The organism is Uruburuella suis (assembly GCF_022870845.1).
Taxonomy (GTDB): domain Bacteria; phylum Pseudomonadota; class Gammaproteobacteria; order Burkholderiales; family Neisseriaceae; genus Neisseria; species Neisseria suis.
Window position 1 is genome coordinate 2,552,616 of record NZ_CP091507.1, and the last position, 19,015, is coordinate 2,571,630.

Below are 19,015 nucleotides of genomic sequence, written 5' to 3' on the forward strand. Positions count from 1 at the left end.
CATTTCAAACAAGGGTGCAGGCCGTCTGAAAAATAGGAGCATAAGCGCTACGTTTAACGAACCGGCGCCCATGCTATCGTTGCGCCAGCGCCGTTTCGGCCACTTCAAAATCGGAAAAATGCTGTTTCTGACCTTGCGCATCCTGATAGGTTTCATGGCCTTTGCCGGCAATCAGAATGATATCCTGCGCCGAGGCCTCGGCCACGGTATATTCGATGGCGGTGCGGCGGTCGGTGTGCACAAATGCGGGCTGCGGCACGGCGGGCAGAATATCGTCGATAATCGCTTGCGGCGCTTCCAGGCGCGGGTTGTCGCTGGTGACCACCACTTTATCGGCGGCGGTGGCGGCCGCACCCATCAGCGGGCGCTTGCCTTTGTCGCGGTTGCCGCCGCAGCCGAACACACACCACAGGCGCGCGCCTTGCGGCTTGATTTCGTTGAGCGTGGCAATCGCTTTTTCGAGCGCATCGGGCGTGTGCGCGTAATCCACCACCACCAGGGGCGCATCGGGGCGCATGATGCAGTCCATGCGGCCGGTGGCAGGGCGGATTTGCGCCAGCGCGGCCAACACTTTATCGAGCGGATAGCCGTTGGCGCACAGCAAGCCCACGCAGGCGGCGAGGTTTTGCGCATTGAAGCGGCCGAGCAGACGGCTGCGCACTTCGCCGCTGCCCCACGGCGTATTCAGCACCACGCTCATGCCGTCTGAAGCGGCGGCAAATTGCGTAATACGGATATCTGCTTGCTCGCCAAATCCATAGCCATACACGGCCAAATCGGGGCGCCCGGCTTTCAGACGGCCTGCCAATGCCGCGCCAAATGGGTCATCAATATTAATCACCGCGTGTTGCAGGCCTTGCCAGTAAAACAGACGCGCTTTGATTTCGCCATAGGCTTGCATGCTGCCGTGATAATCGAGGTGGTCGCGGGTGAGGTTGGTGAAGATGGCGCTTTTAAAAGCCACGCCGTTTACGCGCAATTGATCAAGCCCGTGGCTCGACACCTCCATCGCCACATTTTTCGCGCCTTGGCGGGCAAAGTCGTGCAACAGGGTTTGCACCGCCACCGGATCCGGCGTGGTGTGGGTGCTCTCCTGCAAGCCGCCCCAAAAGCCGTTGCCTACCGTGCCGATAACGGCGGTTTTGCTGCCGAGCAAATCGCCGGCCTGCGCCAGCCATTGGCTCACCGAGGTTTTGCCGTTGGTGCCGGTGATGCCCCAAACATCGAGGCCGTCCCCGCCTAAAACATGCGGGGATGACGTTTCTGAAACATGGCCATACACAGCCGCGGCCACCATGCCGGCGCGGCTTTTCAAATCTTTGATGCCTTGGTTGGGCACTTTGCATTCAGACGGCCACGCAAACGTGCCGTCGTCATCCCAAAACACAAACGCCGCCCCGTTGTCGATGGCGGCGGGAATATAATGGCGGCCGTCTGCATATTCGCCTTGGCAGGCGATAAAGATATCGCCGGGGCGGATTTTACGGCTATCTGAATGCAACAGCCGCCCTGCTGCATGGTCACACAGCAGAGGCGGCAGTTGGGCTTCGGCCAAAGGGCTCAGTTCGCTGAACATAAACGGTTTTCCTGCATTAGGGTTTGGCTTGCGCCTGCACCATGGCGGCTTCTTTCAAAGGCTTGGTCGGCGACACGCCCAGAATATTCAGGCTGCCGCCCATCACTGATTTAAACACAGGGCCGGCAACAATGCCGCCGTAATAACCGTTGGCGCTCGGCTCGTCAATGCTGACGGCCACAATCACACGCGGATTCATCGCCGGGGCAAAGCCGATAAACATACCCACGTGTTTGTTGTCCACATAGCGGCCGTTTACCAGCTTGCGCGCGGTGCCGGTTTTCGCGCCCACATCAAAGCCGTCCACCGCGCCGGCGGTGCCGGTGCCGCCTTTTTCGGTAACTGAAATCATGATGTTGCGTACGGCTTTAGCAGTGGCCGGTTTGATAATCTGCTCGCCTTTGGGCGCGGCCTGCTGCTTCTCAAAGCTCACCGGCAGCAATTCGCCGTTGTGCGTAATCACCGTGTAGGCGCGCGCCAGTTGCAAGAGGCTCAGCTGCAAGCCATAGCCGAACGACATGGTGGCTTGCTCAATCGGCCGCCAATTTTGCCATTTGCGCAACATGCCCGCGCTCTCACCCGGAAAGCCCGAATGCATGCGCTGGCCTACGCCGATGCTGTGATAAAAATCATACATCTCCTGTGGCGAAAACATGGCCGAAAGACGGCTGGTGCCCACGTTGGACGATTTCTGCATAATGCCGCGCACATCCAGCGAGGGATACACATGGGTGTCGCGCACGGTGGCGGGGCCGATTTTATACGGATTGGTGTTAAACCAAGTGTTCACGCCCACTTTGCCCGAATCGAGCGCCTTGGCAATGGTGAAAGGCTTCATCGCCGAGCCCGGCTCGATCATATCGGTTACCGCACGGTTGCGGCGCTGCTCGCTGTCGGCATGGCCGGGGCTGTTGGGGTCGTAGGCGGGGCTGTTGGCCAGCGCCAGAATTTCACCGGTTTGCGCATCCAGCACCACCACGCTGCCTGCTTTGGCACGGTGGTGGCTCACGGCTTTATTCAATTCTTCATAAGCCAGCGTTTGAATGCGCTGATCGAGCGACATCACCATATTGCGGCCGTTTTGCGGATCGCGGTTGCGCGGCGAATCGAGGCTGTCAACGATATTGCCTTTGTTGTCGCGCAGCACCACTTTGGCACCGTTGGCACCGCGCAAATCGTCTTCACGCGCCAGCTCCAGCCCTTCTTGGCCTTTGCCGTCGATGTTGGTGAAGCCGATTACATGCGCAAACAGATTGCCCATCGGATAATGGCGCTTAGATTCTTTTTGGAAAGCCAAACCTTTGATGCCCAAAGCCGCCACTTTATCGCTGGTTTGCTTATTAAGCTGGCGCTTCAGATAGATAAAGTCTTTGTCTTTTTTCGCCAAACGCGCCTCGATGGTTTCCACCGGCACATCAATCAGCGCCGAGAGCTGCTGCAATTGCTCGGCGCTCGGCATTTCATCCATGCCCGAGGGCACGGCATAAAGCGATTCGGTCGGCGCGCTCAGCGCCAGGGTGGCGCCGTTGCGGTCGGTGATGGTGCCGCGCGAGGCCGGCAGCGCAATGGTGCGCACAAAGCGCTGGTCGCCCTGATTTTTCAGAAAATCATGCTGCGTGGTTTGCAAATACACCCCACGCCCCACCAAAGCGGCAAAGGCCAGCGCCAATCCGCCCAGCACAAAAGCAATCCGCCCGTTGGTGCTCACGGGTTTCTTGCCCTTGGGCTGCTTGGGCAGCATCTGCGGCTTGTATTCGTTTTTGATTAACATAGCAACTTCTCGTTTTTATAGTAGGTTTACTGCCTAATCACCCATTGTTTACACTTATTTCACTTCCACCATTTTGGTGTCGAGCGCGCTGGGCGGGCGCAGATTTTGCTTTTCCGCCGCCGCCTTAATCAGCTGGTGGTTGGCCAGCTTGGCCTGATCCAGCTTTAAGCGCGCATAATCCTGCTCCAAATGGATTTCCTGCTTTTCGGCCTTATCCAGCGCAATGAATTGCTGGCGCGACCTGTCTTGCACGGTTACCGCTGCCAAGCCCGACAACAAAGCCAACACCAGCAGCATCACATTTAATTTATTCATTCTCTATCAACAGCCTTTTGTGCAACAGCCTTTTGTGCTCCGCTGCGGCTGGCTGTACACAGCCGGCCGCCTATCCTTCGAATTTGCCTTCAGTTCGCTCCGCCACCCGCAACACCGCTGATCGCGCGCGCGGATTCATTTGCACTTCGTTTTCAGACGGCTTCACTGCTTTGCCGATTAAAGCCAGCGGCGGCTGCGGCAAATCGGCCTCTCTTACCGCCGCCCACTTCGGCAACGGCGCATGTTGCGAATGCTGCTTCATAAATTGCTTCACAATGCGGTCTTCCAGCGAGTGAAACGCAATCAGCGCCAGCCTGCCGCCCGTGTTCAAACGCTGCACCGCCTGTGGCAACACAGCCTTTACTTCTTCAAGCTCACGGTTGATGAAGATGCGAACGGCTTGGAACGTCCGGGTCGCCGGGTCTTGTCCGCGCTCGCGAGTAAAGACGTTTTTCGCCACGAGCTGCGCCAGCTTGCCGGTTGTATCGATGGGTGCCGTTTCGCGTTGCGCCACGATGGCGCGGGCGATTTGGCGACTAAACCGCTCTTCACCATAATTTTTAATCACCTCGTGTATTTGCTGCTCATCCGCCACAGCCAGCCATTCAGCGGCAGATTGGCCGCGGGTGGTGTCCATGCGCATATCCAGCGGCGCATCAAAGCGGAAGCTGAATCCGCGCGCGCGCTCATCAATTTGCGGTGAGGAAATGCCCAAATCAAACAGCGCGCCATCTATCTTTTCAATGCCCAATTCATCCAAGGCCGTCTGAAACGTGGCAAAGCCGTTGTGCACCACGCACACCCGCTTATCTTGTGCCGCCAATTCATTGGCCACGGCAATCGCCTGAGGATCTTTATCAAACACCACCAAGCGGCCTTGGCTGCCCAGCTTCGACAAAATCAGCTTCGAGTGGCCGCCACGGCCAAACGTTCCATCCACATACACGCCGTTTTCACGGATATTGAGCGCGGCCACCGCCTCATTCAGCAAAACCGTAATGTGCCGGTGCACTTCTTGTGTGCTCATAGCTGCAAGTCCGTTTTGCTCAATTCAAACGCCAATTCATCGGGATCGATATCCAGCGCCTGATTCATCTCTGCTTCCCAATGCTCACGACCCCACAACTCCAAACGGTTGGCGCGGCCGACCAAGGTCACTTCCTTATCGAAATCCACGCGGCGGCGCAGATTGGCCGGCAGTAACACGCGCCCGGCGGTGTCGAGCTCCAAGGTGTCGGCATTGTGCAGCAGCAGATTTTGATAACGCTGCAAAGCCGGATTACCGGCCACTTTCAAGCCCAAAAGCTGCTTGGCCACGCCTTCCCATTCCGGCTCGGGGTAAACCAGCAGGCGGTGGCGCGAATCCAGCGTGGCCACCACGGCCGGCGTGTAATGGCGCAGCAGCAGCTCGCGGAACTTGGCAGGAATCGCCAACCGCCCTTTGCTGTCTATGCTGAGTTCGTGTACGCCGCCAAACACTTCGCCCCACTCCTTGGATAATTTCGGGTAATTGCCACACTTTGACACACATTACCCCACATGCCTACACTATAAAAAATTTTGCAAACTCGGTCAAATCGGCCTTTCTGTAAAAACAAGCGGCCAGACAAGCACTTATCGAAAAAAAAGCAGGCAGCCGCCCGCAAGGCAGCCGCCATTCCCGATATAAATCACTATATCTAGTATGAAATTCAAAGTTAAGCTACTACATATGGTATAAATCCACCACAAACCACAGCCTTGCAATCCGCGTTATAATAAACCCACGCCTCTTTAAAATTTACATTTATTAACAATGAATAGCCCACAACTTCCCGCCCCTTCTGCCACAGCCGCTGCCGCCAGCCAAGCGCTGTGCCGAATCATCCGCACTGAAATCCAAAACCACGGCGGCTGGATACCGTTTTCCCGCTTTATGGAGCTGGCGCTTTACGCCCCACAATATGGTTACTACACCGGCGGCAGCCACAAAATCGGCGGCAGCGGTGATTTTATTACCGCACCCACACTCTCACCGCTCTTCGGCCAAACCCTCGCCCGCCAACTCGCCGAGCTGCTGCCGCAAACCGCCGGCAACGTTTACGAATTCGGTGCCGGCACCGGCGCTTTGGCCGCCACCTTGCTGCAAAACCTTTCAGACGGCCTCAAACATTACTACATCATCGAAGTCTCACCCGAGCTTGCCGAGCGCCAGCGCGCCCACATCGCCGAAGCCGCCCCCGAAGCCGCCGGCAAAGTCACCCACCTCAGCAGCCTGCCCGACACCTTCGACGGCATCATCATCGGCAACGAAGTGCTTGATGCCATGCCGGTAGAAATCGTGCGCCATGCGCACAATCAATGGCAGCAAATGGGCGTGACCCTGGCCGACGACAGCAGCTTTATCCAGCAGGCACAACCGCTGCCACCGAGCGCGCTCTCGCAGGCGGCCACTAGCTATTTCCCCCACTCGCCGCAGCCCTACACCAGCGAGCTGCACCCTGCACAACACGCTTTCATGCATACCTTGGCCGAAAAACTGCAACGCGGCGGCATTATCCTGATCGACTACGGCTTCGATGCCGCCCAGTATTACCATCCGCAGCGCCACATGGGCACGCTGATCGGCCATTACCGCCACCACACCGTGCACGACCCGTTTTTCCACATCGGCCTCACCGACCTCACCGCCCATGTAAACTTCACCGACATCGCCCAAGCCGGCACCGATGCCGGGCTGGATTTAATCGGCTATGCCACGCAAGCCCATTTTCTGCTCAATCTGGGCATCACTGACATCATGGCCAAGAGCACCGAGCCGGCTTCTGCCGACTATATCCGCGATGCCGCCGCCATCCACAAACTCACCGGCCAACACGAAATGGGCGAATTATTCAAAGTGATTGCTTTCGGCCGCAACATCGGCATCGACTGGCAGGGCTTCAGCCACGGCGACATTTGCCATAAATTGTGATAAAAAGGCCGTCTGAAAAGGTTTCAGACGGCCTTTTTATTTAAATAAATCAAACAACAAAAAAATTATCATCAAATTATATTTGACAGCCAAACACCATTCCCTTATAGTACGCGCTTCACCAGTTGGCGAATTAGCTCAGTCGGTTAGAGCAGAGGAATCATAATCCTTGTGTCCGGGGTTCGAATCCCTGATTCGCCACCAAATATCGGGGGTATAGCTCAGTTGGTAGAGCGCTTGCATGGCATGCAAGAGGTCAGCGGTTCGATCCCGCTTACCTCCACCATATTCAGAAAGCCGGCTTTTCCGCCGGCTTTTTTATTGTTTGAGCATTTCACCGCAATTTTATACCAATTCGAAAAAATAACCTTACAAAATAAAAGCAGTTCGGCGGCATCATCCGCGTAGGTCGGATTCTTGAATCCGACGTTTGGCCAACGGCCAAAGCGATGTGCGTGCCTTGTTCTGCGAACAAGTGTCGGATTCGAGAATCCGACCTACAGGCTGCCTGTTTGTATATTATTTTTTCGAATTGGTATTATTCAAAATTCAATGCAAATAGCCGTCTGAAAATCTTTCAGACGGCTATTTGCATTGAGGGATCGTCATCACAACTGGCTGTTGTAATATTTATACGCCAAATCCATATTGTCAAACTGATGCAACTCACCCGCCTCAAGCACCATGGCATTATCGCAATATTGCTTCATGGCGCTGTGGCTATGCGACACTAAAATAATCGAACGGTCTTGGCGCTTTTCAAACAATTCATACTTGCACTTGGCAGAAAAGCGCGAATCGCCCACCGCAATCACTTCATCAATCAAATAGCAATCAAATTCCACCGCCAGTGACAAAGCAAAAGCCAGCCGCGCTTTCATGCCCGAAGAATAACGCTTCACCGGCTCATAAAGATACTGCCCCAGCTCGGAAAAATCTTCGGTAAAGGCCTTCACATAATCAATATCCACATCATAAATGCGGCAGATAAAGCGCAGATTGTCCATGCCCGTGAGGCTGCCCTGAAACGCACCGCTGAACGCCAGCGGCCACGAAATGCTCATGCTGCGCTTGATTTCACCCTCGGTGGGCGATTCAACGCCGCTAATCAGGCGGACGAGTGTAGACTTTCCCGCACCATTGCGGCCGAGAATCCCCACTTTCTCACCTTTTTGCAGCTGGAAATTAATGTCGTCCAACACCGTGCGCCAGCCGGCGCGCGTTTGATAGCGTTTGGATACATGTTCAACAGAAATCACTGCGGCTCCACCCCTTTGCTGAGTTGACTCACCATCGCCAATCCAAAAAACAACAGCACCAGATTACACAACAACAAATACCACGGATTTTCATAAGTAATCACCGATGAGCCGAAATAGCCGGCACGAAACATTTCCGTGCCGTGCACCATCGGAATCCACAGCACATATTCGCGGATTTGCGCCGGCAATGCATGCACAAAGAAAAACACCCCCGAAAGCGGCATCATAATAAAGCTCAACGTACCCCAAACTTTGCCGAATGCTTCGAATTTATATGCAACCGAACAAATCACCAATCCCAAGCCGATCGCAAACATCGCCATTAAAAACCAAGCCATCAACATATAAAACACATCGCTTGGCGGCGCAATCCAAGACATTGCCACAAAAAGACCCACGATAACCACCTGCGCAATGCTTGCGCCGGCGATCTCAAGCAGCATCCGCGCAAAAAGTGTATCCAATACCCGCACATTGCGATGATACAGCAAGCTGATATTGGCACTGATGGCACCGATGGCGCGTGATGAAGCACTGCGCCACATCATCATCATTGGATAGCCGGTCATAACAAAAGCAAACATATTCAGTGATGACACTTGGTTGGCCCGGATATATCCCCACAAGCTCACAATCAGCAAAGTCATCAACAACGGCTCAACAAACAACCACAAAAAGCCGATATTGTTGCGCCCATAGCGGGTAATGATTTCGCGCATCAGCAGCGCACCGATTACCCGCCGTTGAATCGCCAGCGATTCCCAAAATGAAGTGTGATGCAGCGCTTTCATCAGTTTTTATGCTCACGCACACTGGCAATCAGCAGGCTGAGAATGCCATACACAATCAGGCCGATAATCAATGTGGCAATAATGTTGTAAATCCGTGTGGGCAGCTGCGCCATATCCGGCACGCTGGGCTGCGACACCACCTCAAGATAAAGCTGCTGGCGCTCGGCTTCAGCCTTGGCATTTTCCAGCGAGGTTACCGCCACCGCCATCTGCTTTTCAGCCAATTCGTTTTCCAGAAAAAGGCGCTGATAATCGGCCGCTTGGTTGGCAAGCGAATTATTGCCGCCACCGAAAATTTGGCGCAGCTGCGAAGTGATTTCTTTGCGCAGGCTTTGCTCGCGCGCTTTGAGGCCGGGAATTTGCGGGTTATCCGGCGTAACCGCGCGCACCTGATCGAGCTGGGTTTGAATCACAATCAGCTCATCCTGCAGCTTGGATATCAAGCCCATCTGCACTTCAGATTGCGCTTTCAAATCAAAAATACCGTGTTTGGTGCGATATTCGGTGAGGTTGGCCGCCGCTTCCTGCACCCGCTCTTCGGCCACTTTCACCGCATCTTCCGCATAGCGGATGGTGTCGATGCGCGCGCGCGTATTGAGCTTATTGATCAAATCTTCGCCCTGCTTGAGCAGAGCCTGGTTGATTTTCGCCGACTCAGCAGCATTGAACGAGGTGACACCCAGTGTGGTGATGCCGGAAATCGAATCGAAATTAATACCGACCTTTTTCACATAATATTGATAAAAAGCTTCGCCGTAATCAAAGAAGCCAAAGCCGTTGAAACGGCTGAACAGATCACCGTTTTCTTCATAAAATTGACGCACCGGCAGCTTTTTCTCCAGCTCGCCCAAAGCCGTGCGCGATTGCATATATTCGCGCACGGTGTAGGTGTCGTCTTGCGCGCGCGAAAAGCCTGCGCCTTGCAAAATAGCGCCAATATCGCTTAAGGCGGCCTGATTTTTCGATGAACGCACCACAAAGCTTGATTCGGAAGTAAATTGGTCTGAAGCCATCAGACCAAAATACAGCACCGACACCACCGTGGGGATAATCACGGTAATCCAAAGCAAAGGCGAGGCTTTAGCCAACCAAGATTTGGGCTTTCGAGCCAATCTGGCGGCAGTCGCTTGTTTCGCTGCTTCGGCTTGTTTCGCTGCTTTGGCTTGTTTCGCTGCTTCGGCTTGTTTCGCTGCTTCGGCTTGTTTCGCTGCTTCGGCTTGTTTCGCTGCTTCGGCTTGTTTCGCTGCTTCGGCTTGTTTCGCTGCTTCGGCTTGTTTCGCTGCTTCGGCTTGTTTCGCTGCTTCGGCTTGTTTCGCTGCTTCGGCTTGTTTCGCTGCTTCGGCTTGTTTCGCTGCTTCGGCTTGTTTCGCTGCTTCGGCTTGTTTCGCTGCTTCGGCTTGTTTCGCTGCTTCGGCTTGTTTCGCTGCTTCGGCTTGTTTCGCTGCTTCGGCTTGTTTCGCTGCTTCGGCTTGTTTCGCTGCTTCGGCTTGTTTCGCTGCTTCGGCTTGTTTCGCTGCTTCGGCTTGTTTCGCTGCTTCGGCTTGTTTCGCTGCTTCGGCTTGTTTCGCTGCTTCGGCTTGTTTCGCTGCTTCGGCTTGTTTCGCTGCTTCGGCTTGTTTCGCTGCTTCGGCTTGTTTCGCTGCTTCGGCTTGTTTCGCTGCTTCGGCTTGTTTCGCTGCTTCGGCTTGTTTCGCTGCTTCGGCTTGTTTCGCTGCTTCGGCTTGTTTCGCTGCTTCGGCTTGTTTCGCTGCTTCGGCTTGTTTCGCTGCTTCGGCTTGTTTCGCTGCTTCGGCTTGTTTCGCTGCTTCGGCTTGTTTCGCTGCTTCGGCTTGTTTCGCTGCTTCGGCTTGTTTCGCTGCTTCGGCTTGTTTCGCTGCTTCGGCTTGTTTCGCTGCTTCGGCTTGTTTCGCTGCTTCGGCTTGTTTCGCTGCTTCGGCTTGTTTCGCTGCTTCGGCTTGTTTCGCTGCTTCGGCTTGTTTCGCTGCTTCGGCTTGTTTCGCTGCTTCGGCTTGTTTCGCTGCTTCGGCTTGTTTCGCTGCGGCCTCAGCCTGCTGCGCGGCTGAGGCCGCTACCGGTTTTTGCTCAGACATTTTCTGCAATCCATTTATGCTATTAAAAAATGATAAGCCGAAAAATGCTTCTTCACACTTTCAGACGGCCTATCCAGCAAGTATCAATTCACAATGCTATCAATATTATTCACACCGGTAAGCACCGGCGAGAACACAAATTGCAAGAATTTCTGCACTTCAGCCAGCGGCGCATTTGACACATACACCACATCTTTATTTTTCACCGGAAAGCGCTGCAACCAAAATAAAGAATTGGCATCGGCAAGATTGATTCGATACACCACCGGGATCTCCGCATCATAAGCATAGCCTTTGGCCAGCCAAGCGCCCTTATCCTGCTGCGGCAAGTCGGCCAAAAGCTCATAGCGGAACACAAACACCCCGCGCGCATCGGAGCGGCGGTCTTGCAGGCCGCCCATGCGCCCCACTGCCTCCGCCAGCGACAAGCCTTTTACCGAGAAGCCCACTTGCTGGGTGCGACCCACCGCCCCCATGGCTGTGAAGCTATAAGGGTTGGTGATAATGGTAACAACGTCGTTTTTACGCAACACAATATTCTGGTGCGGGCTGGACACCAAATCTTCAAGCGCTACCTGCTTCACCTCATTGCCGCGCGTGAGCTGCACCGTTGTATCCTGCACATTGGCCACCGAGCCACCCACCGCTGCCACCGCATCCAGCACGCGTTCGCCCGCTGCCGTAAGCGGCAGGCGCACGCTGTTGCCCGCGCGCACCACCGACACATTGGCCGCATTATTCTGCACCATGCGCACCATCACCTGCGGCTGATTGGCCATTCTTTTCAGACGGCCTTTAATGATTTCCTGAATCTGCCCCGGCGTTTTACCGCTCACTTGCACATCACCCACAAACGGAATCGACACCGTGCCGCGCTCGCTCACCATCTGCTCCGGCAGCTTGGTTAATTGCGCACTGCCCGAGCCGCTAGACGTTAACGAACCGCCAAACAACACCGCCGGCGGCGCTTCCCAAATGGTAATATCCAGCACATCCCCTACATTTACCGCGCCCACAGAAGCCCGCCCTTCGCCAAACTGGGCAAACGACTGATTGCTTTTGCGCTGATAAAGCTTGCGGGCAACGCCTTCATCCAAATCGATAAGCTCCACCTCAGGCACAGCCACAGTGGCCTGCTGCTCGCCCAAAGCCACCACTTTATTGCCACTGGGGCCGGATGTGGGCAGGCCGCCACAGGCAGAAAATAAAACAACGACCATTAACCCAGCGGCGACACGGCCACCCATGGCAAACAAAGCATTTCTGCTTATTTCCGTATTATTCATATGACTCGATGTATAAAATAAAACACACTTAAAAACCAATATAACTGTTTATCGACAAGGCATTATCTTTACCGATACAGCTTAATTCCGCACCGCCTGCCGAAGAAATATACTATCAGCATCGCAAATGATTTGCCGGTTATTGTAATCTAATTTGCAATTTAACTCTAATTTCATTACTTCACCAACACAGTTTCACTTATGAATTCAGCGGTCGTTTGAAGTCAATCAAATAAAGTGAAGTAATTATAAACTATCTAGCTATTCTTGCCTGTAAGGACTTATCATACACAAAGTATGATGCTAAAATATGCAACAATTACTTTCGGCACAAACCTTTCCAGCGCAAAACAATCTTTTTCAAAACTCAAAACCAACACAAGGCTTTAAACACCGTGGCAAAAATTCTTATTGTGGGGCACCCCAACTCCGGCTATCAAACCATAGAGCACCTGCTCCACGCAAGCGGCATGGAACAAGCTTTGCCCTCTAAAAGAGAGCGAATGTCTCCTCTTGAAATTGACGCCGCCCTATTAAAAGCCCATCAAGAAGCTCCCGGCGCAAAAGCCTTATTGCTCGGCGATAAAATTGCCAACCGTCAGCTGCCTGTGGGTACGGTTTGGCATGGATTGGCCATGGATTTGTTTTTAGGCAACATCGATCAAAGCTTATGGGGATGGGCCGACTCAAAAGCCATTTCCTTGCTTAACTACTGGCGGGACATGGATGATTCCATGCATTTTGCACTGATATACGATCGCCCCCACAGCATTTTACTCAACAGCCAAGAAGCAAGCGATAGCAACTCAATCGAGCAAAAGCTGCAAGAATGGATCAGCTATAACGAATCATTGCTGCATTTTTATTTACGCAACCAAGATCGCTGCCTATTGATGCACAGCCAACAAGCAAAATCATCTGTCGGCAGCTATGTACAGCAAATACAGCTGCATATTGAAGCCCCTTGGCGCGACCTTCCAAACCACGAACCAACGGCCGACGCATCCAAAGAGCAAGCAACCATCAAGCTTAATCATGACATTGATTCGTCATTCGAGCATATCCTGCCGAGCCTACACAACGAACAAAACCACTTAGCCGGCTTTTTGGCAGATTTCATCATCAACACCAATCAAGAAGCTATCCAGCTATATGAAGAGTTGCAAGCCGTTGCCAACCTGCCATTACATGCCGCCAGCCATACGCAAGCCGATTATCATGCCGCATCAATGGCATGGCAGGCCATGATGCAACAACACCAACAACTAAAAAAACAAGAAAATGATTTAAAAGAATATTCAAACGAAAATGAATTGCTATTGCAACAATTACACCTCACTCAAGAAGAATTCGAACGGGCTCATTTAAACCATAAACAAACTGAAGCCCAGCTAAATTCCACCTTACAGGACAAAAACAAGTTAGCAACAGAATATCAACAAAAAACAACCGAAACGCACCAAAAAATCAACCGGCTCGAACAAGAAAAACAGCAACTGTTGAAAAAATCCGATGAGCTGAATCAAGCCCAAAAGGCAGACGGCGAAGCCATTAAAAAATTAGAAACGGCCAAATTAAATCTGGAAAAAGAAAAAACTGATCTTGAAAAAATCAAAGCAACTTTAGCAAGCGAAAAAACCAAGCTGGAAAAAGAAAAAAACCGCCTTGAACAAGATAACAAAGCAAGCCAGAGCGAGCAAGAAAAAGACAACCAATTATTGCTTGAGCAGCTGCACCATGTGCAGGAAGAGCTGGAGCGGCTGTTTCTAGAAAATAAACGCCTCACCGCACGCCCAGAATATTATGGTGCAGCCGAGCGCGTGCGCAATCAATTGGATTACCGCTTGGGTGCCACCATGATTCAAAATGGTAAAAGCCTCGGCGGCTGGATCAGCATGCCGGCTGCCTTGATAAAAGAAAGCAGAAAGCCCCAACAAAACACAGCAGATCTGCCGCCGGTAAGCCTATACCACGATGCAAGCGAAGCAGAAAAAATGCACAAGCATTTATCCTACCAACTTGGGCAAACCCTGCTGAAGCACAGCCGTAATCCCTTGCGCTGGTTTACCCTGCCATGGGCCATAAACAAAACCGTGAAAGAATTCAGAAAAAAATAACACCACTTTCAGACGGCCATACAGGTAAACAGCAGGCCGTCTGAAACACCATCACAATGAAAGAGCAACCCAATGCACAGCTACCCTGAATTAACACAATGGCTAGCACACTTATCCCTTTTACTCCCCAGCAAGCAAGCCTTGCTTATCGGCGCTGGCCGAGGAGATGGCGAATGGGTTGAATGGTTGAAGCAACAGCCCGCGATGCAAACCACATTAATTGAAGCAGACACAGAAGCCTATCCCGCCCTGCTCAAAGCCGCCGAAAACCAAACCAATTGGCATGCTTATCACGATCTTATTGCAGAGAGCACAGGCGATACCACTTTTTTCACTGCCAGCTTGAGCAGTGAAAGCGGCTTATTGCAGCCGAATAAGCTGGCCGGCATTTGGCCGAATATTGAAACCGTGCAGCAACAAACCCGTGCCGCCTTATCATTGGAAGATTTCACATATCAAAATGCCCTGCACCCAGATTGGCTGTTTATCAACTGCTTCGCGGCCCAATCACTGCTGCAGAAAGCAGAAAGCGTTTTACAGCATGTGAATATTATCATTGCCAGAGCCAGCCACGACATTGACAGCCTGCCGGAAGCCGATTTAGCCAACCTAACACAGCAACTGACGCAGCATGCCTTTACCCTCATCGCAACAGAGCCCGGCCGCCACAACCATATCGTATATGCCTTGTTCGTCAAAAATCATGCAGCGTGCTATGCAGATTTAGTCCAAGCCCATAAACAGCAAAAACACAAAAGCAAGCAAAAACACAAACAAACCAAACAACACAACACCAAGCTAACCAAACAACTGCAACAGGCTCAGCAGCAATTGCAAGAAGCTGATGAAAAAAACCAAAAGCAACAAGCCAACGAAGCCAAGCTTATCCGGCAAATCGCCCAATTGCAGCAAACTTTAGATGCAAAAGAAAGCTGCCTGCAAAAAGAGCAAGAGCACAGCCTGCTCCACAAAAAAAAGCTCGACAAGCTGGATGCTCTGCTTGAGCAGAGCGCACATATTGCTGCCGCGATGGAAAGCCAAAACCAAGAATTAGCCAAACAACAACAGCAATGGCTGCAACATATCGAGAAAACTGCATCAAACAGGCCGTCTGAAGCAATCAATCCGGCTTACAGCCAAAAAATTGATCATGCCGAAAAAAACCTGCGCCAAACCATACAGCAAAGCACCGGTAATGCAGTGGCTCAATTGGAAGCCTATATTGCCATACACAACTATTTCAATACCGGCAGCCTGCTTTCCGGATTTCACGGCTGGCCTATCAGCCCCGATATCGGCCTGTTTATCATCAACCAAATGCGTCGTAAGCAATATGATTTAATAATCGAATTCGGCAGCGGCACTTCCACCCTGCTGTTTGCCAAACTTGCCGCCGCACAGCATCATGAAAAGCTGATGAGCGATTTGCTGCCGCAAAAAATTGTGTCATTCGATCATCATGCAGATTACTACCGCCAAACCCAGGAGCTGTTGAAGATAAACCAAATGGGGAAATATGTTGATTTGGTGCACGCCCCGCTGATTGAGTGGCAAGAAAACAAACAAACCTTTTTATACTATGACTGCGAAGCCAAATTGCAGCAGCTTGCTCAAACGCTAAACGGCAAACAAGCCAAAATATTGGTGTTGGTAGATGGCCCGCCCGGCAACACCTGCAAAAACGCCCGCTATCCGGCTGTGCCATTGTTATTTAAACATTTGGCAGCGCATCAGATTGATATTATTTTAGATGATGCCGCAAGGCCGGAAGAAAAAGAAATAATAGAGCAATGGCATCTCTTGCTAGATATAGAAAAAGAAGTTTATCAAAAAACTATCCACAGCGAAAAAGGTATTTCTTTTTTCAATCTATCATAATAAATAATAAAGGATTTTTACTCATATGAATCATTTAATGAAAGCGACTCTTTTCTACAAAGAGGGAAATTATGCCGATGCGCTTAAACATTATGAACTAGCTGCAGATATTTATGGCAGACATATAGTTGAAGCAAATATTTTACTTTGTAAGAAAAAATTAAACCTTCCACATATTTCCTCATTGCAAGATATTCAAAACCAAAAACAAATAAATAAAGATTTTTTTGATGGTTATTTTGATTGCATATATCTAGTTAACCTGAAAAAAGAAGTAAATCGTCGAATTACTGCTTCGTTTCACCTTAAAAACAATAACATTAACTATACATTATTTGAAGCAGTAAATGGCTATACAGCCGAAGGTATTAAATTTTTTGATGAATATCAAAAAAATCTAGGTAAGCTTAATAGATATACTGAATTTAATGAATTAGAAATTAAAAGAGGGAAGCGTTTTATTGAGTCGGCCGGTGCAATTGGATATATAAATACTTACCTGAAAATTCTACAAAACGCGAAAGCACAAGGCTATAAAAGAATACTGATCTTAGAAGATGACATTCTACTGCATCCAAATTTTATGAGTAAGTTTCACCAATTTATATCGGCTATTAAAGAAAATTGGAAAATTATACAACTTGGAGCCTCGCAATATAATTGGGACAGCGTAGATAATGAAAGTTCGCTAAAAAAAGGCTTCTATTTACCTCGTCGTCTAGATACCTGTGGCTCATTTGCGATTGGTATAGATTCTAGTGTCTACGATGAGTTGATTGAAGCCGAGTCAGCCTACGATGGCCCTTTTGATCATTTGCCGATGGGTGAAATATACGAAAATCACTTAGAAGAATGTTTCGTTTGCTATCCAAATATTATCATTCCGGACGTGGGCACAAGCTCAATCCGTGGAGGAAGGTGTCAAATAGCACATAGCAAAAAAATGCGATGGCCCCTAGAAGAGTTCCCCTATCCTCTTCCTAAACCAGTAATATCGATATTAATCAGCTCTAAACAAAATTTAAAATACTTCGCATCATTCACTTCAAGAAATGACGCTCAAAGTTTGTTTACTATCAAATTTTTCTATTATAGCGAAGATGGTCTACGGCCACTTCACAATAAAGAGATTCTAGAAAACCAAGTAAACAACCTTACAAACATACCCAATCATATAGAAATAGGTAGCACAGACTTTGCAATCCAACTAGATTCTGACTATATATTGACAGAAAATGATTTAATTAAATATGTAGATAATAAATTAAATGGAAATAATATCGAAATAGAAGGATTCAATGAAGTTACGATTACCAATTCCAAACAAATTAAAGGCCGCGTATCTGTAATCATACCCACATATAAACGCCCTAAAAACTTAGAAAATGCTTTACTCTCGGTATTGACTCAAGATTATACTGACAAAGAAATTATCATTATCAGTGACAATGGAAAAGATTCCGAATTCAATTTGATTACAGAAGACATAATAAACAAAATAAAAGAATCGCATCCAAATGAAATTATTCGCTATATTTCACACTCTGCCAACCGAAATGGTGCGGCTGCGCGTAATACCGGCCTATTGAATTGCACGGGTGAATATATAACTTTTTTAGATGATGATGATATTTATCTGCCTGATAGATTATCAAAATCGATAAACAAGCTTAAAAACACCCAACAAAAAATTGGCGCTGTATATTGTGGTTTTTTAGGCTGGAACTCTCCGGAAGATGATAAGAATAGATATCAAAAAGGCAATTTGTCTAAAGAGCTATTATTACTCGAATATAAAAAACACTATCTGCATACAAATACAGCAACATATAAATATGAGGCACTGATGGCGCTTAATGGTTTCGATGAAAGCTATCGCAGGCACCAAGATATTGAACTTAATCTTCGTTTTTTTGAACAATATGAAATTGAAACAGTACAATTTTCTGGTGTAAGATTAAACCCAGAACCATCTGATGTAAGTAATAAAATATTTAATATTGATATTTTAAATTTAAAAAATAAATTCTTATCTGAATTTGATTATGTGATAAAGCAATATGATGAAAGTACTCAAAAGAAAATTTTTGAACTTCATTGGAATGAAGTTTTTAGATATATTCACGACAAAAAAATGTTTATGGAATATTTAAATAATTGTTACTCGATTGGTAATGTTCAAATTTTACTGAAATTAATTAAAAGCAAGGATGATAAATGAAAATTTTTCCAATAGGAACTTCAAGGTTGCATGAGCCTTTAACACTTATTGACGAAACTTTAGTAGAGTTTCCTAGGATGGGATACTTTCATTCAACTTCTCAAATCTTAGACTGTCTGAAAATTATTACAGGAGATATTACTCTTACTGCAGAACAAGCTAAGTTGTTTTTTAGAAAAGATCAAGTTGAATGCAATAAATTTGATTTAGATTTATGGACAGATAATTTTTGTGCTTCAGTTGATCGAATTAGACAGCAATTTGAAAATGCAGATACTCTTTTTATTGAAATATCAGCGCATCGCTCTTACAAACTGAATAATTTACATATTCAAGGGAATCCAAATTATTATCAAGATGTTAGTTATGCTGATATATGGAAAGATGGTTATTATCAAAAATATATGCCTGCGTTAAATGTCTTGGATTATGAGGATACTGACCTTCTAATTGATAATCTAATATCCATAGATGAGATTTTATTAGAAAATGAAAAAAAAGCTATAATTTTTGGTCACCTAGTCAATAGTAGTAATCCTAATAAATTACGTTTGAAAACTAATACTAGTTTGCAACAAGCTCTAAAACAAATTAATACAACGACATTGATATGGTATGACCAAACACATCTCGTAGATCAGTTTGGTTTTAGAGTCCTAGACAATGGTACAGTTGATATCCATCATCTACCATGGGATGGCTTATATATCTTTATTGATGAACTTATTGAGTTAGCAAATTTCAAAGACTGATAA

General features: G+C 49.0%; 14 protein-coding genes and 2 tRNA genes. 7 read left to right on the forward strand and 9 right to left on the reverse strand.

Annotation, left to right across the window (positions count from 1 at the left end):
- Positions 1 to 73: 73 nt before the first annotated feature.
- The 5 genes from LVJ78_RS11725 to mraZ all read right to left on the reverse strand — a co-directional run bounded on the left by LVJ78_RS11725 (position 74) and on the right by mraZ (position 5,141).
- Positions 74 to 1,576, reverse strand: a complete 1,503-nt coding sequence (locus LVJ78_RS11725; protein WP_132953512.1) for a UDP-N-acetylmuramoyl-L-alanyl-D-glutamate--2,6-diaminopimelate ligase — start codon at positions 1,574 to 1,576, stop codon at positions 74 to 76.
- A 16-nt stretch (positions 1,577 to 1,592) separates the two neighbouring features.
- Positions 1,593 to 3,347, reverse strand: coding sequence for a peptidoglycan D,D-transpeptidase PBP2 (gene penA, locus LVJ78_RS11730; RefSeq protein ID WP_132953513.1), 1,755 nt, complete (start codon positions 3,345 to 3,347; stop codon positions 1,593 to 1,595).
- Positions 3,348 to 3,401: 54 nt separating this feature from the next.
- A complete protein-coding gene (gene ftsL / locus LVJ78_RS11735; protein ID WP_132953514.1) occupies positions 3,402 to 3,662 on the reverse strand; it encodes a cell division protein FtsL in 261 nt (86 codons plus the stop codon).
- Between the two features lie 70 nt (positions 3,663 to 3,732).
- Positions 3,733 to 4,689 carry a 16S rRNA (cytosine(1402)-N(4))-methyltransferase RsmH gene (rsmH, locus tag LVJ78_RS11740; protein WP_132953515.1) on the reverse strand — a complete coding sequence of 319 codons (957 nt, stop codon included), beginning with the start codon at positions 4,687 to 4,689 and terminating at the stop codon, positions 3,733 to 3,735.
- Entirely contained in the window at positions 4,686 to 5,141 is a 456-nt protein-coding gene (gene mraZ, locus LVJ78_RS11745; RefSeq protein ID WP_132953540.1) for a division/cell wall cluster transcriptional repressor MraZ, read from the reverse strand. Before mraZ ends, rsmH begins: the two co-directional genes overlap by 4 nt.
- A gap of 316 nt (positions 5,142 to 5,457) precedes the next feature.
- Between mraZ and LVJ78_RS11750 the strand changes: the two genes are divergently transcribed.
- The 3 genes from LVJ78_RS11750 (at position 5,458) to LVJ78_RS11760 (ending at position 6,901) form a co-directional block, all read left to right on the forward strand.
- Positions 5,458 to 6,615 (forward strand): class I SAM-dependent methyltransferase, encoded by a 1,158-nt coding sequence (locus LVJ78_RS11750; protein WP_132953516.1) that lies wholly within the window; start codon positions 5,458 to 5,460, stop codon positions 6,613 to 6,615.
- Positions 6,616 to 6,742: 127 nt separating this feature from the next.
- Positions 6,743 to 6,819: transfer RNA gene (locus tag LVJ78_RS11755), tRNA-Met, on the forward strand.
- A 6-nt stretch (positions 6,820 to 6,825) separates the two neighbouring features.
- A tRNA-Ala gene (locus tag LVJ78_RS11760) sits at positions 6,826 to 6,901 on the forward strand.
- 322 nt (positions 6,902 to 7,223) lie between these two features.
- On the opposite strand, the gene LVJ78_RS11765 is transcribed toward LVJ78_RS11760, so the two are convergent.
- From LVJ78_RS11765 to LVJ78_RS11780, 4 genes are all read right to left on the reverse strand, one after another.
- Positions 7,224 to 7,874 carry an ABC transporter ATP-binding protein gene (locus LVJ78_RS11765; RefSeq protein WP_132953517.1) on the reverse strand — a complete coding sequence of 217 codons (651 nt, stop codon included), beginning with the start codon at positions 7,872 to 7,874 and terminating at the stop codon, positions 7,224 to 7,226.
- Positions 7,871 to 8,668, reverse strand: coding sequence for an ABC transporter permease (locus LVJ78_RS11770; RefSeq protein ID WP_132953518.1), 798 nt, complete (start codon positions 8,666 to 8,668; stop codon positions 7,871 to 7,873). Before LVJ78_RS11770 ends, LVJ78_RS11765 begins: the two co-directional genes overlap by 4 nt.
- Positions 8,668 to 9,780 (reverse strand): capsule biosynthesis protein, encoded by a 1,113-nt coding sequence (locus LVJ78_RS11775; protein ID WP_132953519.1) that lies wholly within the window; start codon positions 9,778 to 9,780, stop codon positions 8,668 to 8,670. The genes LVJ78_RS11770 and LVJ78_RS11775 overlap by 1 nt, the downstream gene beginning before the upstream one ends.
- A 1,061-nt stretch (positions 9,781 to 10,841) precedes the next feature.
- Entirely contained in the window at positions 10,842 to 11,978 is a 1,137-nt protein-coding gene (locus LVJ78_RS11780) for a polysaccharide biosynthesis/export family protein (protein ID WP_132953520.1), read from the reverse strand.
- Positions 11,979 to 12,439: 461 nt separating this feature from the next.
- Between LVJ78_RS11780 and LVJ78_RS11785 the strand changes: the two genes are divergently transcribed.
- From LVJ78_RS11785 to LVJ78_RS11800, 4 genes are all read left to right on the forward strand, one after another.
- Positions 12,440 to 14,161 (forward strand): hypothetical protein, encoded by a 1,722-nt coding sequence (locus LVJ78_RS11785; protein ID WP_132953521.1) that lies wholly within the window; start codon positions 12,440 to 12,442, stop codon positions 14,159 to 14,161.
- A 204-nt stretch (positions 14,162 to 14,365) separates the two neighbouring features.
- Positions 14,366 to 16,039 carry a class I SAM-dependent methyltransferase gene (locus LVJ78_RS11790; RefSeq protein ID WP_132953522.1) on the forward strand — a complete coding sequence of 558 codons (1,674 nt, stop codon included), beginning with the start codon at positions 14,366 to 14,368 and terminating at the stop codon, positions 16,037 to 16,039.
- A 25-nt stretch (positions 16,040 to 16,064) separates the two neighbouring features.
- Positions 16,065 to 18,260 carry a glycosyltransferase gene (locus tag LVJ78_RS11795; RefSeq protein ID WP_132953523.1) on the forward strand — a complete coding sequence of 732 codons (2,196 nt, stop codon included), beginning with the start codon at positions 16,065 to 16,067 and terminating at the stop codon, positions 18,258 to 18,260.
- On the forward strand, positions 18,257 to 19,012 hold the full coding sequence (locus LVJ78_RS11800; protein WP_132953524.1) for a hypothetical protein: 756 nt from the start codon (positions 18,257 to 18,259) through the stop codon (positions 19,010 to 19,012). The genes LVJ78_RS11795 and LVJ78_RS11800 overlap by 4 nt, the downstream gene beginning before the upstream one ends.
- Positions 19,013 to 19,015 lie beyond the last annotated feature (3 nt).